This window comes from Parasphingopyxis sp. CP4 (genome assembly GCF_013378055.1).
Classification (GTDB): Bacteria; Pseudomonadota; Alphaproteobacteria; order Sphingomonadales; family Sphingomonadaceae; genus Parasphingopyxis.
Genome location: NZ_CP051130.1, coordinates 2,539,676 through 2,556,864 on the forward strand (window position 1 = coordinate 2,539,676; position 17,189 = coordinate 2,556,864).

19 protein-coding genes are annotated in these 17,189 nt (G+C 59.1%); 12 read left to right on the forward strand and 7 right to left on the reverse strand.

Going from position 1 to position 17,189, the window contains the following annotated elements:
- Window position 1: 1 nt before the first annotated feature.
- Window positions 2-628, reverse strand: coding sequence for a hypothetical protein (locus tag HFP51_RS12515; RefSeq protein ID WP_176876055.1), 627 nt, complete (start codon window positions 626-628; stop codon window positions 2-4).
- A 135-nt stretch (window positions 629-763) separates the two neighbouring features.
- On the opposite strand from HFP51_RS12515, the gene HFP51_RS12520 reads away from it, so the two are divergent.
- On the forward strand, window positions 764-1,309 hold the full coding sequence (locus HFP51_RS12520) for a TetR/AcrR family transcriptional regulator (protein WP_176876056.1): 546 nt from the start codon (window positions 764-766) through the stop codon (window positions 1,307-1,309).
- Window positions 1,310-1,312: 3 nt separating this feature from the next.
- Here the strand turns inward: HFP51_RS12520 and HFP51_RS12525 are convergent, their stop codons facing one another.
- On the reverse strand, window positions 1,313-2,095 hold the full coding sequence (locus HFP51_RS12525) for a transglutaminase family protein (protein WP_176876057.1): 783 nt from the start codon (window positions 2,093-2,095) through the stop codon (window positions 1,313-1,315).
- 640 nt (window positions 2,096-2,735) lie between these two features.
- Between HFP51_RS12525 and HFP51_RS12530 the strand changes: the two genes are divergently transcribed.
- From HFP51_RS12530 to HFP51_RS12545, 4 genes are all read left to right on the forward strand, one after another.
- Window positions 2,736-3,545 carry a hypothetical protein gene (locus HFP51_RS12530; protein ID WP_176876058.1) on the forward strand — a complete coding sequence of 270 codons (810 nt, stop codon included), beginning with the start codon at window positions 2,736-2,738 and terminating at the stop codon, window positions 3,543-3,545.
- Window positions 3,546-3,721: 176 nt separating this feature from the next.
- Window positions 3,722-6,616, forward strand: coding sequence for an excinuclease ABC subunit UvrA (uvrA, locus tag HFP51_RS12535; protein WP_176876059.1), 2,895 nt, complete (start codon window positions 3,722-3,724; stop codon window positions 6,614-6,616).
- 105 nt (window positions 6,617-6,721) lie between these two features.
- Window positions 6,722-7,231: a hypothetical protein gene (locus HFP51_RS12540; protein WP_176876060.1), complete on the forward strand. Its 510-nt coding sequence runs from the start codon at window positions 6,722-6,724 to the stop codon at window positions 7,229-7,231.
- Window positions 7,232-7,244: 13 nt separating this feature from the next.
- On the forward strand, window positions 7,245-7,766 hold the full coding sequence (locus HFP51_RS12545) for a hypothetical protein (protein ID WP_176876061.1): 522 nt from the start codon (window positions 7,245-7,247) through the stop codon (window positions 7,764-7,766).
- A 191-nt stretch (window positions 7,767-7,957) separates the two neighbouring features.
- Here HFP51_RS12545 and HFP51_RS12550 read toward each other — a convergent pair whose 3' ends face one another.
- Window positions 7,958-9,481 carry a hypothetical protein gene (locus HFP51_RS12550; protein WP_176876062.1) on the reverse strand — a complete coding sequence of 508 codons (1,524 nt, stop codon included), beginning with the start codon at window positions 9,479-9,481 and terminating at the stop codon, window positions 7,958-7,960.
- A 170-nt stretch (window positions 9,482-9,651) separates the two neighbouring features.
- On the opposite strand from HFP51_RS12550, the gene HFP51_RS12555 reads away from it, so the two are divergent.
- Both HFP51_RS12555 and HFP51_RS12560 read left to right on the forward strand, forming a co-directional pair.
- Entirely contained in the window at window positions 9,652-9,855 is a 204-nt protein-coding gene (locus HFP51_RS12555; protein WP_176876063.1) for a hypothetical protein, read from the forward strand.
- 85 nt (window positions 9,856-9,940) lie between these two features.
- Complete coding sequence (locus HFP51_RS12560) at window positions 9,941-10,555, forward strand: hypothetical protein (RefSeq protein ID WP_176876064.1); 615 nt, start codon at window positions 9,941-9,943, stop codon at window positions 10,553-10,555.
- A 173-nt stretch (window positions 10,556-10,728) separates the two neighbouring features.
- Here HFP51_RS12560 and HFP51_RS12565 read toward each other — a convergent pair whose 3' ends face one another.
- Window positions 10,729-11,202, reverse strand: a complete 474-nt coding sequence (locus HFP51_RS12565) for a hypothetical protein (protein ID WP_176876065.1) — start codon at window positions 11,200-11,202, stop codon at window positions 10,729-10,731.
- A gap of 282 nt (window positions 11,203-11,484) precedes the next feature.
- Here HFP51_RS12565 and HFP51_RS12570 point away from each other — a divergent pair, with 282 nt between their 5' ends.
- Window positions 11,485-11,691, forward strand: coding sequence for a cold-shock protein (locus tag HFP51_RS12570; protein WP_176876066.1), 207 nt, complete (start codon window positions 11,485-11,487; stop codon window positions 11,689-11,691).
- A 66-nt stretch (window positions 11,692-11,757) separates the two neighbouring features.
- On the opposite strand, the gene HFP51_RS12575 is transcribed toward HFP51_RS12570, so the two are convergent.
- Window positions 11,758-12,570, reverse strand: coding sequence for a cyclopropane-fatty-acyl-phospholipid synthase family protein (locus HFP51_RS12575; protein WP_176876067.1), 813 nt, complete (start codon window positions 12,568-12,570; stop codon window positions 11,758-11,760).
- 134 nt (window positions 12,571-12,704) lie between these two features.
- Here HFP51_RS12575 and HFP51_RS12580 point away from each other — a divergent pair, with 134 nt between their 5' ends.
- Window positions 12,705-13,298, forward strand: coding sequence for a DUF4440 domain-containing protein (locus tag HFP51_RS12580; RefSeq protein ID WP_176876068.1), 594 nt, complete (start codon window positions 12,705-12,707; stop codon window positions 13,296-13,298).
- Window positions 13,299-13,315: 17 nt separating this feature from the next.
- Here the strand turns inward: HFP51_RS12580 and HFP51_RS12585 are convergent, their stop codons facing one another.
- Together HFP51_RS12585 and HFP51_RS12590 are read right to left on the reverse strand one after the other, a co-directional pair.
- The gene (locus tag HFP51_RS12585; protein ID WP_176876069.1) at window positions 13,316-14,299 is read right to left on the reverse strand and encodes an NAD(P)/FAD-dependent oxidoreductase; all 984 of its coding nucleotides are present in this window, start codon (window positions 14,297-14,299) and stop codon (window positions 13,316-13,318) included.
- Window positions 14,300-14,834: 535 nt separating this feature from the next.
- Complete coding sequence (locus tag HFP51_RS12590) at window positions 14,835-15,278, reverse strand: cupin domain-containing protein (protein WP_176876070.1); 444 nt, start codon at window positions 15,276-15,278, stop codon at window positions 14,835-14,837.
- Between the two features lie 91 nt (window positions 15,279-15,369).
- Here HFP51_RS12590 and HFP51_RS12595 point away from each other — a divergent pair, with 91 nt between their 5' ends.
- The 3 genes from HFP51_RS12595 to HFP51_RS12605 all read left to right on the forward strand — a co-directional run bounded on the left by HFP51_RS12595 (window position 15,370) and on the right by HFP51_RS12605 (window position 17,164).
- The gene (locus HFP51_RS12595; protein WP_176876071.1) at window positions 15,370-15,933 is read left to right on the forward strand and encodes a rhodanese-like domain-containing protein; all 564 of its coding nucleotides are present in this window, start codon (window positions 15,370-15,372) and stop codon (window positions 15,931-15,933) included.
- 163 nt (window positions 15,934-16,096) lie between these two features.
- Window positions 16,097-16,807 (forward strand): hypothetical protein, encoded by a 711-nt coding sequence (locus HFP51_RS12600; protein ID WP_218135302.1) that lies wholly within the window; start codon window positions 16,097-16,099, stop codon window positions 16,805-16,807.
- A 96-nt stretch (window positions 16,808-16,903) separates the two neighbouring features.
- Entirely contained in the window at window positions 16,904-17,164 is a 261-nt protein-coding gene (locus tag HFP51_RS12605; protein WP_176876072.1) for a twin-arginine translocation signal domain-containing protein, read from the forward strand.
- The last annotated feature ends 25 nt before the right edge of the window (window positions 17,165-17,189 follow it).

Here is a 17,189-nt window from a genome sequence, read left to right on the forward strand (position 1 = left end):
GCTATAGAGCGCGCCGCACCATCTGAACGCCGACCAGCACCGCCCAAAGCGCATGCACCACATAGACGATGAAAGCCCCCGCCAGATCCATCGTGATCCAGCCAGCTGCGAGCGCGACCATCGGGCCAATGCCCGCCCCGATCCCGAGGATGGCGAGGATCCGATCCTTGCCGCGTCCGCCGAGCAGCAGATCGCCGGACCAGAACAGGAATGCCGTGCCGGTGGCATAGACGCCCATCCGCGCGAGCGCCTGGTTTGATTCCCAACACAGGACCGCAATATCGTGGCTCAGCGCATCATGGCCGCGCGCGGCCAGCGCCGGTACGATCGCCCCATTGATGGTCGCCGCGCCGACATGGGCGGCGAGGCTCAGCGCATAGGCGATCAGCCCGGCCAGAATGGCGGGCCGCGTAATCCCGCGATGCTGCGCGAAGCAGGTAAAGCCGAAAAACAGTGCGCAGACGACCATGATCATCGTGCCATGGACATAATCACCAACGCCGCCGCTTGCGTGCGCGCCGGTTGGGTGGTGGCCCATGGCGAGCACAGATAGCGCCGCGGCCGCTATCAATATGAATCCCGCCAAGCGTGTATCCGTTGGTTTGGCCCCGGCTTCGTGTTGCACCATTCCCATCTCTCCTGATCCTTGCATGGCCCGGATTAAGGCCCGAAAAGGTGAAATGAAGCGACAGTGAAGCGCGGCAGTCCGATACCGGACAAAGCGGTGAAATTGTCCGGAAACACATGTCCGGAGAGGCAAAGCATGGCGAAGATCGAGGATCGGCGGGTCCGGCGAACCCGCGAATCCCTGTTACAGGCGTTCAATCGGCTGGTGCTGGAAAATGGCCGGGGCGATATTCGCGTCAGCGATATTGTCGAACAGGCCGATGTCGGACGCTCCACCTTTTACGAACATTATAGCAGCGCGGATGAGCTGCATATGCAGGCACTGGCTGCGCCGATGTCGATCCTTGCCGATGCCGTAGCGGGATCGCCGGATCGGGAGCGTCTCGAACATCTGCTCGCGCATTTCTGGGACAATCGGGCACGGGCGCGGGATACCATCGCGGGCGATGATCGCGATAAGGTGATGCGCTTATTGGCTGGCCAGATCGCCGAGCGGGTTGAAGCGGCCGGGACCCGATATCGATTGCCGATCCCCCTGGTAGCCCATCAGCTGGCCGAACTTGCGCTTGCCCCGGTCCGCGGCTGGATAATGGCTGTGGCGCCGTCGAGTGCATCCGAACTGGTGGATATGATCATCGCAACCACCGAAGCGGTTCGCGATGCGCTTGCTGAAGCCGATTAGCGTTTAATCCAGCTTCGCCACCCGCACCGATTGCGCGTTGAAATCTGCCCGGCCGAAGATCGTCATAAAGGCGATGTCGGTGGCATCGCGGCCGGAGATGATCGGCACCATGCCCTCCATCGGTGCCAGCCCGGTCGCATCGACAAGATGCCAGGCGCCATCGAGCCAGACTTCGGTGACCGCGTGAAAGTCCTGCGGTTCCAGATCCCAGGCATAGGCGGAGACCATCCGGGCCGGGATGCCGGCGGCGCGCGCAAAGCTGATCAGCAGATGCGCATAATCGCGGCAAATGCCCTGGCGAGAAATGAAACTGTCGGTCGCGCCGGTCTGCGCATTGCTGGCGCCCGGCACATAATCGAGATGGGTTTCGATCCAGTCCGCCATGGCGAGGATTTTCGCGCCGCCGGTCAGCGCACCAAATTGCTGGGCGACGAAGCTTTCAAACTGGTCCGACTGGCAATAGCGGCTTGGCCATATATAGGGCACCGCCTCGCCGGGCAGCTCGGCATAGGGCGTTGTGCCAAGATCGGCGATGTCGCGCACCGATCGCTCCACCTCAACACTGGCCGCATATTCAACCTGGAATGGCCCGGCGCCGCGTGTCCATGTCCGCCGCCCAATGCCCGTTTCGACAGGAACCGGATGGAGTTCTGATCCGGTCGCCACCCGCATCTTGCCCGCGATCACGCGCTGCGCCGGATCGTCCGACGCCGCTTCGATCTGCAACAACACATCGGCTTCGTCCCGGATGGTGTAATCGAGCTGGGCGGTAATCGAGAGTTTCATGATGCTGCGCCCAATAGCGCGGGAGGTCCATCGGCGCAGCAACTATTTGTGTGCGTTTCCCAAGTCTACCGTCATGCTGAAGTCGTTTCAGCATCCACCCATCAGTTTGCACCGACCGGGGCCAGTGGAACGGTGGACCCTGAAACGAGTTCAGGGTGACGAACAGGCATATGTGAATATTCTATGTGCTCCGGCCTTTGCCGGAGCACAGTGCGCGCGCCTTAGTATCCGTCATTGCGAGGAGTCGCGAACTTGTTTCGGGGCGACGCGGCAATCCAGAGCCGCATGCGCTGTGCCTAGCTGCTCCGGATTGCTTCGCTGCGCTCTCAATGAAGGAAGAGTGGCCCCCTGCGACGACCCGAGCCTGAGCTGTGGCGAACCGAGTACGCTGCATTGTAAGCACTGCCTATGTGAGTTATTGTTATAATACAGTGAGTCGGAGGATTGGTAAAAAACCGGGATGCGCAAGATTGAAACAGGATTGCGCAATAGCATCATAGCGGTGGGTTGTTGGTCGGTAACAGACGCATATTCGCAGAACGACGCATGTCGTTTGTCTAATAGAGCGCCGCCCGAAAGCCCCACCCGATACAAGGATGCAAACCTATGATCACAATAGGGTATCAGGGAGTGTGATCGCGTGGCGTTTCTAGAAGTAGCCCAAGCAGCCGGGATCAAGGCGTGGAAGTCGACCAGCAACTATGCTGAGGCCGAACGCGCAATCTCTCGCTATCTGGCCGCGCTCGCTTTGTCCGATCATGCCGCGCTCGATGGGATGCGCGATCCGGTCTGGAGCCGGCGCAAGCTCAACGGGGGCGACAGGCTCCACTTTGCTGAAAATGCCGTATCGATCGATGCCGCGCGCGAACCGCTCGACTGGGCCGATGGCGTCTGGCTGACCAGCCTGCAGATATTTCGCGATGGCATGGCCGTTGCCCGGTTCGATGATTGGGAGCATGACAAGGCGGCGATCATGCTGCTCTTCTGCGTGCGCGGAAAATGGCGTGTCGCCAGCGAAATCTCCGCCACTGCCGAACATGGCGATAACAGTGCGGCGCGCGATCTCGAAACGCCTGAGCAACAGATATTGAGCACATTGGCGCGTTTCTATGACGCCCTGGGCCGTCGGTCCGTGTCGGATCTTGCTGCAGTTGCCGATGAGAATTGGCTGGTGAAGCATCGCGATGCAAATGACCGGCTGGTCGCCGAAGATATGCGGGACTTTGCCTCCCGCATCGGCCGAGAACCCCCGCGCCTTTATCGGGACAATAGCCGGGTGGCCGATGTCCAGATCCTGCATAACCGCCTGGCCTGCGTCCGGATCGATACCCCGCGCCATGCCCAGACGACGATCTTCCTGCTCTGCCGCCGCGGCGCGGATTGGGTGATTGCTGAAAAAGCCTCATCCGTGCGGATCACCGGTGCCGTCGAACACCGCATGGCCGGCTGATTGGGCGTCCTGCGGGGCTAGCCGAAACCTTGCACATTCCGTCATAGCGCTGCGCGCGCATCAATTGCGTCATCGCGCATGCCTATTCTGCCTTGCAATGCCCGCCATGGCTGCCAATCTGGAGCGCTGGCGTCCTGCCCTTGCACCTAAAGAACAAATGTGGAACAGACTTCTCCATGCTGACCAAGATTTCCGTAAAGGGTGCGCGCGAGCATAACCTTAAAGGCGTCGATATTGATCTGCCGCGTGACAAGTTCATCGTGATCACCGGCCTTTCGGGTTCGGGCAAGTCGAGCCTGGCCTTCGACACCATCTATGCCGAAGGGCAGCGGCGCTATGTCGAGTCCCTGTCCGCTTATGCGCGGCAGTTTCTCGAGATGATGCAAAAGCCCGATGTCGAGCATATCGAAGGGCTCTCACCTGCGATCTCGATCGAGCAGAAGACGACGAGCCGCAATCCGCGCTCGACCGTCGCGACGGTGACCGAGATTTACGATTATATGCGGCTCCTTTGGGCGCGCGCAGGCGTGCCCTATTCGCCGGCGACGGGCGAACCGATTGCCGCGCAAACGATCAGCCAGATGGTCGATCGGGTGATGACGCTGGACGAAGGAACGCGCTTCTACCTGCTTGCGCCGGTCGTGCGCGGCCGCAAGGGCGAATATCGCAAGGAGCTGGCCGAGTGGCAGAAAGCGGGCTTTACCCGCGTCCGCGTCGATGGCGAATTTCACGATATCGAAGATGCGCCCGCGCTCGACAAGAAGTTCAAGCATGACATTGAAGTGGTCGTGGATCGGCTGGTGATGCGTGAGGGCATGGAGACGCGGCTCGCCGACAGTTTCGAGACCGCGATCCGGCTCGCCGATGGGCTGGCCTATGTCGATCTGGCCGATGGCGTGGTGCCCGGGCGCGAAGATGACGAGGCGAGCGGCGGTGCGATGAAGGGCGCGGGATTGCCCGATAACCGCATCGTCTTCTCGGAGAAATTTGCTTGTCCGGTGTCGGGTTTCACGATCGAGGAAATCGAGCCGCGGCTCTTCTCGTTTAACGCGCCGCAAGGGGCCTGCCCGGCCTGCGATGGGCTGGGTGAGAAGTTGGAGTTCGATGTCGAGCTGGTCGTGCCCAATGGGGAACTGTCCCTGAAAAAGGGCGCGGTCGTGCCCTGGGCCAAGTCCAACCCGCCATCGCCCTATTATATGCAAGTGCTGGGCAGTGTGGCGCGGCATTTCGAATTTTCGATCGAGACGCCCTGGAACGAATTGAGCGAGCATCATCGCGATGTCATCCTCAATGGGACGCAGGGCCTGCCGATAACGTTGAGCTTCAAGGATGGCCGCAAAAGCTATGACGTGAAAAAGCCGTTCGAGGGCGTTGTCGGCAATCTCAATCGCCGCATGATGCAAACCGAGAGCGCCTGGATGCGTGAAGAGCTGGGCAAGTTCCAGACGGCGGCGCCATGCGAAGTGTGTGGCGGTGCGCGGCTCAAGCCCGAAGCGCTGGCGGTGAAGCTTGGCGAGGAAGATATCTCGATGAGCGCGCGGCGCCCGGTCGGCCAGGCGCTGGCCTGGTTCGAAAAGCTGCCCGCCAAGCTCAATGATCAGCAGCAACAGATCGCCACCCCGATCCTCAAGGAAATTGTCGAGCGGCTGGGCTTTTTGAACAATGTTGGCCTGGATTATCTCAATCTCGATCGCAGCTCGGGCACATTATCGGGCGGGGAATCGCAGCGCATCCGTCTGGCGAGCCAAATCGGCTCCGGATTGTCCGGCGTTTTATACGTTCTGGATGAACCGAGCATCGGCCTGCACCAGCGCGACAATGATCGCCTGCTCGCCACGCTCAAGCGGCTCCGCGATCTCGGCAATACGGTGATCGTCGTCGAACATGACGAAGATGCGATCCGCAACGCCGATTTCATCGTCGATATGGGGCCGGGCGCCGGTGTCCATGGCGGCGAAGTGGTGACCCAGGGGACGCTCGCGAAGATCCTCAAATCGAAGAAATCGCTGACCGCCGATTATCTCAACGGCCGCAAGGCAATCACGGTCCCCGAAAAACGCCGCAAGGGCACGGGCAAGAAGCTGACGGTGAAGGGCGCGACGGCGAACAATCTCCAATCGATCAGCGCCTCGATCCCGCTCGGCACCTTCACCTGCGTCACCGGGCTATCGGGCTCGGGCAAATCCACCCTCACCATCGACACGCTCTATGCCGCCGCGGCGCGCACGCTGAATGGCGCGCGGCTGGTCGCCGGCAAGCATGATAAGCTCGAAGGCCTCGAATATCTCGATAAGGTGATCGACATCGATCAATCGCCGATCGGCCGCACGCCGCGCTCCAACCCGGCGACCTATACCGGCGCCTTTACCGCAATCCGCGATTGGTTTGCAGGCCTGCCCGAAGCCGCGGCGCGGGGCTATAAGCCCGGGCGCTTCAGCTTCAACGTCAAGGGCGGGCGGTGCGAAGCGTGCCAGGGCGATGGCGTTCTCAAGATCGAGATGCACTTCCTGCCGGACGTCTATGTGACCTGCGATATCTGCCACGGCGCGCGCTATAATCGCGAAACGCTGGAGGTGAAGTTCAAGGGCAAATCGATCGCCGATGTGCTCGATATGACGGTCGAAGATGCGCATGAATTCTTCAAGGCCGTCCCGCCGATCCGCGATCGCATGGCGATGCTCGAACGGGTCGGGCTCGGCTATATCAAGGTCGGCCAACAGGCGACGACGCTATCGGGCGGCGAGGCGCAACGCGTAAAACTCTCCAAGGAGCTCTCCAAACGCGCGACCGGCCAGACGCTCTACATCCTCGATGAACCCACCACGGGTCTGCATTTCGAAGATGTCCGCAAACTGCTGGAGGTCCTCCACGCGCTGGTTGAACAGGGCAATACTGTGGTCGTCATCGAACATAATCTCGACGTCATCAAAACCGCCGACCATATCCTCGATCTCGGCCCCGAAGGCGGTGACAAGGGCGGCGAGATTGTCGCCCAAGGCACGCCGGAAGAAGTCGCCAAGACCAAGGGCAGTTTTACCGGCGGGTACCTCAAGGACATGCTCGGGAAGTAAGGCCCGCCAGCGCCGCGCGCTTCGCCCGCACCCCCGCTCCCACATTGACCGGCACTCCCCCGCGCCTATGCTCGGCTACACACCAGGCGATGCGGGGGGTGAGCCATGGATCTTGAACTGTTTTTCCTGACAACGGCGGAGATATCGGTCGTGCTGATCGGTTTTGTCACGGTCTTCTTGACCGTCGTGATGGGCGGGCGCGAGGCGAGCAAGCCGGATCGGATGCACAGCCGCGCGCTGCTCACCGCGGCCTATCCCTTGCTCTTCGTGCCCCTCGTCCCGATTGCCGCGGACGCCTATGGCGCGAGCGAAGCGACATCCCTGTTCGCCTTTCACATCGCCGGCGCGGCGACCAGCACCTGCATCGGCGTCGTCATGACCTGGTTCTATTCCCGGCTCAGCTGGAAGGAGATCAAGGAAGTCGGCCTTGTCCACACGACCGTCTCCTTTGGCACTGGCTATGCGGCGGGCGGCTTCTTCTTCGCCGGCGCGCTCGGCTATGCGCCGCAGGGCAACGCCGTCGTCGCCGTCATCTTCAGCTTCCTTCTCACCGGCACCGCACTATTCAGTTTTGCCGCGCAGCAGATGCGACTGTTCGAGTGGCGGCGGCCATGAGGGGCGCGCCACAATGAGCCGGGGCGTTGCCTTCCTCGTGATGATCGGGGTCAGCCTGTTCCTCGGCATGATGATCGGCTGGGTCGCGCCGCTCGCCTTCCCGCCCATCGCGCAAATCGCCCAGCCCTTTGTCTGCCCGGATGGCGCGCTGCTCCAGGATGTGATCCGCGGCCAATCCGGCAGCGAAATCACCTATAACAGCGCCTTCCAATGCGTGAGCGAAGCGGGCGCGGCCGAAGATGTCACGGCCTATGCGATCCTAACCGCGATGGGCCTGTACAGCGCCATCGCCTTCGTCCTCCTCTACGGCGCCAGCCTGCGCATGCGCCACTCCCGCGCCGCCCGCCTCCGCGTAGTGGTAGAAGCCATGGACGCCCCCGGCGTGTCGATCGACGGCAACACCATCAACATGCGCTCCGCCACGCTTGAAACAAAGCTAGACGTCCTCGCGACGTTGAGGACGCAAGCGCTGATCGATGAGGCGACCTATGAGACGCTGGTGGCGCGGGCGAAGGCCAAAGCGCGGAATGGGTGAGGGGGCGCGCCTGGGCTGGAGGCACACTCGAACAGGGCGTCAAGGCGAAGGATAGTCTTGCCGTCGGCAATTTGAGGGATATGCTCAAGCGGTGGTGACGCCGGTCCTGATCACATCGAAGGAAATCGAGATGTATGCTGGAGAAAGTGATGGCCGTAACACCGTCAGAGTCATGAAGATGAGTGTGATGCTTACCCTGAAGGCTGCTCCTTGGCAGCCAAATCTTGCTCCGCCTCATCACCATCTGTTTCATCATCGCTTGTGTTTTCAGTGGTAGGCTCGATGCCTGGCGTACTATTGCTGCCTTTCTCCAACGATGCAGCACTACCAAATCCCGGAATTTTCAGGCTTTCGAAGGGCGAGCGCCTCGGCAGGCTAGGTTCAAAATCGCGCGACAGATAGTCTTTGAGATGATCACGCAGCATATCCATTTTTAGCGTCAGCCTCTTCGAGTATTTCTCGTCGACTGACATATCGAGCTCATCCTCAACTGAGTACGAAATGTCTTTCGCAATGATCCCTATTTTGCTGAGTGACAATTTTTGGCGATTCACTCTAACCATCTCGAGGATGAACATTCTGGCAAGATAGTAGCAAGCAGTTATGATAGTTACCGCTACAACTACGAATGGCATTCTTGAAATCAATATTGCGAGGATGTTTAAGTCATCTTCGCCAGTAATTTTTGTCGTTAGATCAACAGCGCCACTGACCAAGATCACAAACATTATTGCGATTACAATTATCGGGATAGCCGCCAAACCCGTGTAGAATCGAATGTCTTTAGCTCCCTGTGAAACAAAATCCGATAGCTCACTAGGAAAAAGATTAATATCTGCTGTCAAAGACTTAACTCTTGAGTCCTTCTTTATTATTGAGCGCGCGAGCTTTGAACGAATGTCCGAAATCTCGCCAATTCTATTTTTCTGGTCTTCAATTTTCTGATTGTTCTCACGGATCGATTGCTCAAGACTTTCTATTCGAGCGATGGCCTCATCTCGCCGCGATCTTGCTTTGCCAAGATCAGTATTTGTGTCCTGAAGTTGGCTTTTTGCCAGTGCTATCTCTTCTTCTAGCTGGTCTCGCGTAGTTTCTCTGTCGCGAAGCTCGGTCAACGCTGACAGGGTCTCGTCTTGTTTTCTTTCGAACTCAGTTAGGACTTCTTCTCTCTGACGTTCGAGATCGTCGACAAACTCGCCAAATTTTGAAGCGTCGCTCTGGGCAAAACCATACAGGGTGACACCCACTATTTTACCCCGTGACAATCTTCGGCGAGGTGGTCGAAAAGCAACTTCTTTTACAAACCTATTTATAGATTGACGGATAACGTTGTTTCGCGGTGAAATTTCGGTTTTGTGCTGCAGACCATCCAAATCTACATAGGTGAATTCGAAGTCAGCGACGGAATTGTAATTGTCGGTTGTAACAATGATTTGTTCGATAAAAACCGGTTCATCGAATTCGTATTTGAACCAGATCCGCTTGCCGACAATGGCCGTGTCGTCCCCGCTGTTCGCAAGTAGGCGAACTGTTTTTTTGTCATGTCGCTGAACAAGGTCGAAAGGAAGTTGGCCTATCTCAGGTGCTGCTTCGACATTTAAATCAACTGATGCATTGATCTCCTCACTTGCTTTGTCGGAAGGCGTGAGAACAGGCTGCGGTGGAACGGGCGAGGGTTCTGCGGTTTCATCGGAAGAATCGTTCGAACTAACCATAACACATAAAACTCCTATCTTCCTGTTTTGTTCTGCTCTGAACTAGCCTTGTCAAGGTGCATATCCCGAAAGATTAGATCCATTTTGAATTGCATTTATTCGGTGCGCAGCGCGCTCATGATTTCCACAACCCCTTGAAATGTTGGAGGTCATCTGGCTCATACTGTTAGATGACCCATTATAAAAACCCGCATCGCCCGGGTGGCTATTTGCATGTCCCGTCCATCTTCACCCTGAGCCCTGTGCCTGCCGATCGGCGGCCTGCTGGTCATCCTCGCGAAGGCGGGGATCTCAAGCGGCTGGCTCCGACGCGTGCGGTTACAGATTCCCGCCTGCGCGGGAATGACGGGGGTGACGCGGGAATGACGGGTTGACGCAGGAATGACGGTGCCGGGGTGGCGCGCGGCGCGTTGCTCTGCCTAAAGAGCAGGGCGACACATAAAGGGGAGCGCACACATCATGTCGAAACTCAAGATCGCCTGGCTGGCCTTGCTGCTGATCCTCTTTGGGGCCTTCTGGTATTGGTATGGCGGCACCGGCGATCCGCTGTCTGTCGAGGAAGGCACTGCGATGCTCGACGAGATTGAGGCGGCGCATGAGGCGGCGGGCAATCCGCGTTCGATGAGCGATTTCCGGGCCAATATCGAAGCCATGTTGCCCAATGACGATGGCGGGGAGTTTTACGCGGTGAACCTCGAACAGCTGCGCGAGGGGCCGGAGGCCGAGGCGGCGGACGCGGCCTATGCGCGCGCGGTGTTCCCGGCGCTGCTCAAGCGGGGCGCTATCCCGATCTATGTCGGCGACACGGCGGGTCTGATGCTCGGCCAATATGGCGCCGAGGTCGATCGGGTGGCGATCGTGCGGTATCGCTCGCTGCGCGACATGCTCGACATGAATCTCGATCCGGGCATGATCGCTGGCGTGCCGCACAAATTCGCCTCGCTCGACCATACAGAAGTGTTCATCACCCGGGCGACGCTCTCTGCGGTCCATGTGCGATTGACGCTGGCGCTGGTGCTGCTGGTGATCGGGTTTCTCGGGTTGAAGCTGATCGATCGGATGCGGGGATATTAGGGGAGGGGGAGCGGGCTGGTACCGCGCTCGACCGCTAGGTTGAGTCTGACACTCTAAAACCCCCACCGCCCTGTGCTCCGGCGGAGGCCGGAGCCTAGGCCCGTATTCTCAGTGTTTCCGGAACCCGGTGGACTGGGCTCCGGCCTGCGCCGGAGCACAGGCGCAGACAGAAGCTACTCCGCTTCTTCCACACCCCTTCGCGGCCACAGGCTCAGCGCGAGCAGGACAAGCCCGGCGACAACGAAGGGCAGGTTGGCGGCGGCGCCTGGGGCTGTCTCGACGGTCTCGATCGGCTTGATATGGCCGATATAGAGCCGCACCGCATATTCGAGGGTGAAGAGGAGATAGAGGAGCGGGATCAGTGCGCGGTATCGGATGAGCGCGATGAGGTAGATAAGGCCGATGAGGAGCTGGCTCAGGCCCCAGAGCGCGAAGATGGTAATGACTGCGGCCGCGCCGGCGTCCGTATAGCTGTCGAGCGGGATGGTCGCGATGGTCTGGGCACCGCCATCGGGCGCGAAGATATGATGCTGGCTGCGCCATAAGGTGACGGCCGTCAGCGGGACGAACAGCCACAGCGCAATCCGCTTGCCTGGGAAGATATTGGTGATGGTCTTGGGGAACAGGCGGGTGAGAAGGGCCGTCATGAGGTTGGGTTTCCTGCGGTTGGGGCGCTGCTGCGTCGAACTGGGAAATTGGGTATCGATGCGCCGGTCTGACTGCAACGATCTGCTAACCACGCTTTCGTTTGCACTTATCCACAGGGGGTCGTATAGGGGCGCCACTGCCGATGTCGCACGTGGCGACGGACTAAGGCGTCCAGCGCCCTCTATTCCCTCAATACTTCAGCATTCAGACGCAGGCCGCATCCGGTGTTCGGGCGTGGCTCACTCCCTCATGACGAGGGCCCCAATAAAGGGAATACGAATATGCCTATTGGCAAAGTAAAATTTTTCAATGAACAAAAAGGCTATGGTTTCATTGAGCCGGAAGAAGGCGGAAACGACGCTTTTGTTCATATGACAGCTGTTCAGGCTGCCGGGATGACGACGCTGAAAGAAGACCAGCGCGTTTCCTATGAGCTCGAAGAGAGCCGTAACGGCAAGATGGCCGCTACGAACCTCGAAGAAGCCTAAGCCGCTTCGGTTTGAGTTTGAAAAGGGCGGTGGGGCTTCGGCTCTGCCGCCCTTTTTGCGTCCGGGCTATGGGGTGCGTTCGGCCTGCCAGCCGGCATCGCCACTGATGTTGGAGCCGCTCACCGTGCCGGCAAACTGATGCGCACCATCATTGGTACGAATACGAAAGCTGATGGCCGCGCCAGTGATGCGCCCCTCGGTGATCACGGCGGTGCTGCCATCCGACCGGGTCGCTGTGCCGGTGAAGAACTGAAAGCGTTGCCGCAAATCGAGCAGGGCTCCACCTTCCTGCTCCGTCATCTGCCAGCGGCCCTCAACCTGCGCGGGCACGACCCACAGATAGGCATGCGCCCCGCCAACACGCACTTCGTCGTCCGGCTGCCAGTCGCCCATGTCGAAGGCATGGGATACGACACGCGTGCCGGGACGCATCTCTTCGAGGATCCTCGGTCGCAGCCGCATATTCACCTCGGGCAGCAAGAACATCGTCAGCACATCGGCATCGGCGATCGGCGTATCAAACAGGTCCTCGGCGCGAAACTCGGTGCGCTCTGCTACGCCCGCAGCGCTCGCATTGGCCTCGGCATCGCGGACCAGCGAGGGGTCGATATCAACGCCAAGGCCACTCGCGCCAAAATCGCGCGCGGCGACAATCAGGATCCGGCCATCACCAGTGCCCAGATCGATGACCCGTTCATCGGGTTGTACGTCTGCCATTTCGAGCATCGCCTCGACAAGCTCATATCGGGTTTCGGCATAGGGAACGTCCAGCGCGGGTGATGATCCGAAGAGCGAATCAAGCGAACATTGCGCGCTCGTCACCGACAGGCATCGCATGCCCAGCAACGCTGCCGCCGTCAGCAGGGCCGCAAGTCCCAATCCAATCGCCTTTGCTTGCCAGCTACCGATCTGCTTGCCCCCTGTGTCTGGCCGTCTCGTTCGGCCGGTTCGATGGTTCGCAGGGTGATATCGCACCGGGTAGCGTGTTAGACTAGCGGAAAAGGGGATAGACAATGACAGTCTTTCGAAACAGCGCAGTTGTGCTGGCCAGCGTGATTCTGGCGGCACCGGCGATGGCCGATCATCACGACGTGGCGGACGATTGCCCGAGCGTTGTCGATGACGCAGGTCATGGTCCCGATGTTGGAAGCGCCGAGTATGAACAAGCGTGCCAGTATCAGCGCGATCTTGCTGCGGTTCGCGCTCATGGCGAGCAATGGAAATCCCTCTATGAGGCGGGCGACTTCGACACGCTGGAAACGCTGTACACGCCCGATGCCATTCTCATGACAGCTGGAGCGCCGCGTCTTAATGGCCCGGGCGAAATCGTTGGTCGCTTTCGTCAGAGTCATGCGGCCGGATGGCGCGCGACGATTGATTTCCAGGAGGAAGATTTGGAGATCAATGGCGACCGCGCTGACCTGATCGCGCTGTACTGGATGACAATAAGCCCACCGGAAGGCGATGTGATTGAAGCGATGGGCCGGTCCTGGCTGACCTTCGAGCGCGGCGAAGATGGAGTGTGGCGCTTGTGGAGAGATATGGACAATCGCGCCCCGGATGTGACGGCGGATATGCGGCCCTCCGACACCACGGACGGATCCTGAGCCGCGGCCGATCGTGGCTAGAGTAGCGCTTTGAGATTTTCGGACAAGGCAATTGCGCTGGTCAAGGCGGCTTCAACACGCCCTTGGACGCACCAATCTCCACAGGCGGCGAGTTGGGTGTCTGGATCTATCAACGCCGCTGGTCCTTCGCGTTTTGGCAGATTGGCATAGAGCCAGCGGTGAACGGCGATATGCGCCGCGCTCGACAGATCATGCCCGCTGATCCGGCTGGCTTCAGACAGCAAATGCGCCTGCACAGCATCGTGATCATCTTCAATATGGGCGTCGGCCCATGCATTGGTGGAATGGACGAGCAATGACGGTGCCGTGTCGCGTCCCGGCTTGGCACTATTCACCGACATCCAGCTTATGTCTGCTCCTCCGACATGGGCGGCGTCCCAGTCGAAGGGTAGCGGACCATCAAATCCGAGCATCAGCGCAAAGCAGGCGCGCATCTCCGCCCCGGCGATCGCGCTGTGATGCGCAAATTCTGGCGGCAGCAGCGCGGCGCTTTGCGGTGCGGGAGCAGTTGAGACTAACCAGTCGAACGCGCCAAGGCTTTCACCGTCGCCATCGGTCAGCGTCCAGTAATCGCCGTTGCGGCTGACCGAATCAATCAGTGTCGCGAGCCTGATATCGAGTCCGGCTGCAAGGTGTTTCGCCACCGCATTCATTTTTGGCGCGCCAACATAGTGCGGACGGGTGCTATCCCACTGCCAATGGGCGGTCTGCTCGGCGCCGATGAACTCCGCAAAGCGCGCGTCCCACCGCATGACGATTCCAGATTCAATCAGTGGCGCAAGAAACCTCTGGAACGGCTCGGTTAGCGCTGTGAAGAACTGAGCGCCATGATCGAACTGCCAGGGATCGGCATAGCGGGTGGCCATGCGGCCGCCGACACCGCGGGCTTTTTCAAAGACTGTAATGTCAGCCTGTTCGCGCAGCGAATGAGCGAGCGCCAGCCCGGCAAGACCGGCACCTGCAATTGCGATTTTCGTCATGCCTCAGTCCGTAACGCCTCGCATGGACGCCGGGAAGCAGAGAGATGGTTTTCTGATTTGGATGCCCCAAAAGAAAATGGGAGCTGATCCGAAGATCAGCTCCCACTGCGCCGAGCGCCGGGGTCGGATCGCCCGAAGGCTTTCCATTCCGCGCTCAAGCACGGCAGACAGTTTTGATATCCGAAAACATCTCTGCTGTCCTAGGTGGTTTTCCGCTTAATCGCCTTGTCTTCGCTTGCACGATGACGGTGCGTTTAATCTTCCAAACACCCCGCTTTCCCTTCCATCCTGCTTTGCTTGCGCTCCACATTCTTTCCAGTTCTGCGGTCTCCAGTTCTTGCTTCGGTCGTTGCCTTCCGTCGCTTTCCCTTTCGACAAATGAAAAGTGTCACGGCTTTCCGAGTCGCGCCAAGCGAAAAGTGACATGGAATTAGGAGGATATCGGGGATAACTTTTTAACCCCATGATTCACTTCGACAAAATCATGTGAGATTCCGTGTTGCTGCATCGTCTTTTGCGCAGCATTTCGAACGAATCACTGATTCCCCGGACTCCAATCTGGTGCCGCGAGGGTGAATCCCTCAAATGCGAATCCAGGAACGACCACGCAGCTGACGAGGCAATAGCCGCAGGTGGCGGACAAAGGTTCGGCCGCCTGCCACATATCAGGTGGTACGACTGCCTGGGGCATTTCACCGTTGCCAATATTCGATCCCAACCGAACTGTTTCGGTTTTGCTGTTTCCGTCTTCGGCCATATGCAAGGTAAGCGGGTCACCTCCATGCCACAGCCAGATCTCGGTTGCATCGACCCGGTGCCAATGAGATCGTTCGCCAGCTGCCAACAGGAAGTGGATTGCGGTACCGGCAGCTCGTTCCTGACCCTTCGCCTCGGCCCGCCATGTTTCGCGATACCACCCGCCTTCGGGATGTGGTGCCAGATCAAGTGCCGTGCATATCGCCCTTGCCGTTTCGTTCATGGATCGTGCCTCGGTTGCGTTCAGGCTTTGCTCATATTGGCTCAGTCAATGCCCTAGCCGGGTCGCGCCACGATGCCAAAGGAGCTTGGCAATGGCGGCGTCAGTATCATTTTTGGGGCGCGCGATTTGCGCAGCTGCATTGTTCGCGACGGCAACGTCGCTTTCCGCCCAAGGTTCATCGTCAGCTAATAATCCGCAAATCGATTTTCCTGCCTTTGTCGCCATGGCTGCAACGGTCCAGGAAATTCGCGAATCTCATCTGCTTGGTCTGACGGACTTTCAGGCGATGGCGGCCAGGCCCGACACCCTCCTTCTTGATGCGCGGTCAGCAGAAGCATTTCGTGCGGGCCATATAGAAGGTGCGGTTAACCTCCCTTTGCCGGATTTCACCGCGGGCAGCCTTGCCGATGTCATCGGACCAGATAGCAATCGCCCAATCTTGATCTACTGCAACAATAATTTTGTGAACGATGTTGCGCCGGTTGTTCGCAAGGCAGTGTCACTGGCACTGAACATCCAAACAATGATCAATCTGCATGGCTACGGCTATGCCAATGTTTTCGAATTGGCGGATGCGGTCGACCTGACCGATCCGACCGTTCGGTGGGTCGCTTTGCCTGACATTGGCGGGGGTTCAATAGACGGAGCGAAGTAACTGCCCCGCCCTTCCAATGTCACCTATCAACCCAGCAATGAAAAGCGAGGAAATCCACCATGTTGCGAACCGTTATCATTAAATCATTGTCCTTTGACAGTGCACCGATCGAAGGTTACATCCTCCACCCGGGCGCGTGTAATATTATTTTGGGGAGGGGCAAATGAGCAAGAAGCTCGATCGCAGGTCATTCTTACGGCGTGTAGGCGCTGCAGCTAGTGTAGGGGCTCTTGGCGTTGTGGCTGGTGCCCCGGCGCGCGCTTTTCAGATTACCGACAGTGATACAGGTCGGAACGCTGACCCGATTGGTCGCGGCAGGGGAACCGGAGTCACTGATAGTGATACTGGTCGCAACGCCGATCCGGTAGGCCGGGGCCGAGGGCGCACCGGCGTTACTGATAGTGATACGGGCCGCAATGCCGATCCAGTTGGCAACGGTCGCGGAGGCGGGCGTTCAGGAATTACAGATAGCGATACTGGTAGCTATGCCGATCCGGCTGGCAATGGCCGCGGAGGCGGACGTTCCGGCATTACGGACAGCGATACCGGTAGCTATGCCGATCCGGCAGGCAATGGTCGCGGTGGACGGCGTTCAGGAGTGACCGACAGTGATACGGGCAGCTATGCCGATCCCGCCGGCAATGGACGTGGCAGCACAGGCTGCACGGACAGCGATGGTGGCCGCAATGCCGATCCGGGTGGCCGTGGGCGTCGTTGCGGACGGACTGGCTATACCGATGCTGATAGCGGAAGCATGGCTGATCCAGGTGGTCGCGGTCGTGGTCCACGGCGCAACTATCGCACAGGCGTCACCGATGCCGATTCGGGCTCGACTCGGGATTCGGCCGGTTACGGACGCGGCACTGACAATTAGACCTAGCTCGGAGATCTGACCGACGGTTTTGCCATTTGCTGTCGGATGACCAGGTTGCAATGAATGGCAATAGTACATCCTTGAAGGGGAATGTTTGTGAGTAAGAAACTGGATCGCCGCTCTTTCATGCGGCGCGTTGGCGTAACGGCCGGCATCGGCGCACTGGGCGTCATCACGGGTACGCGCGTTGCGCATGCACAGGTGACTGACAGCGACACCGGCAGAAATTCGGATCCCGTTGGCGGTGGCCGCGGAAGCAGCGACCGTGGCGGTAACGGCCGGCGTTGCAGCGATGATGACGCTGGTGGTCGGGCTGACCCAGGCGGAAGTGGTCGCAGCTGCAGCGACAGCGATTAGTGCATATTCCGGTATTCGACGCGGC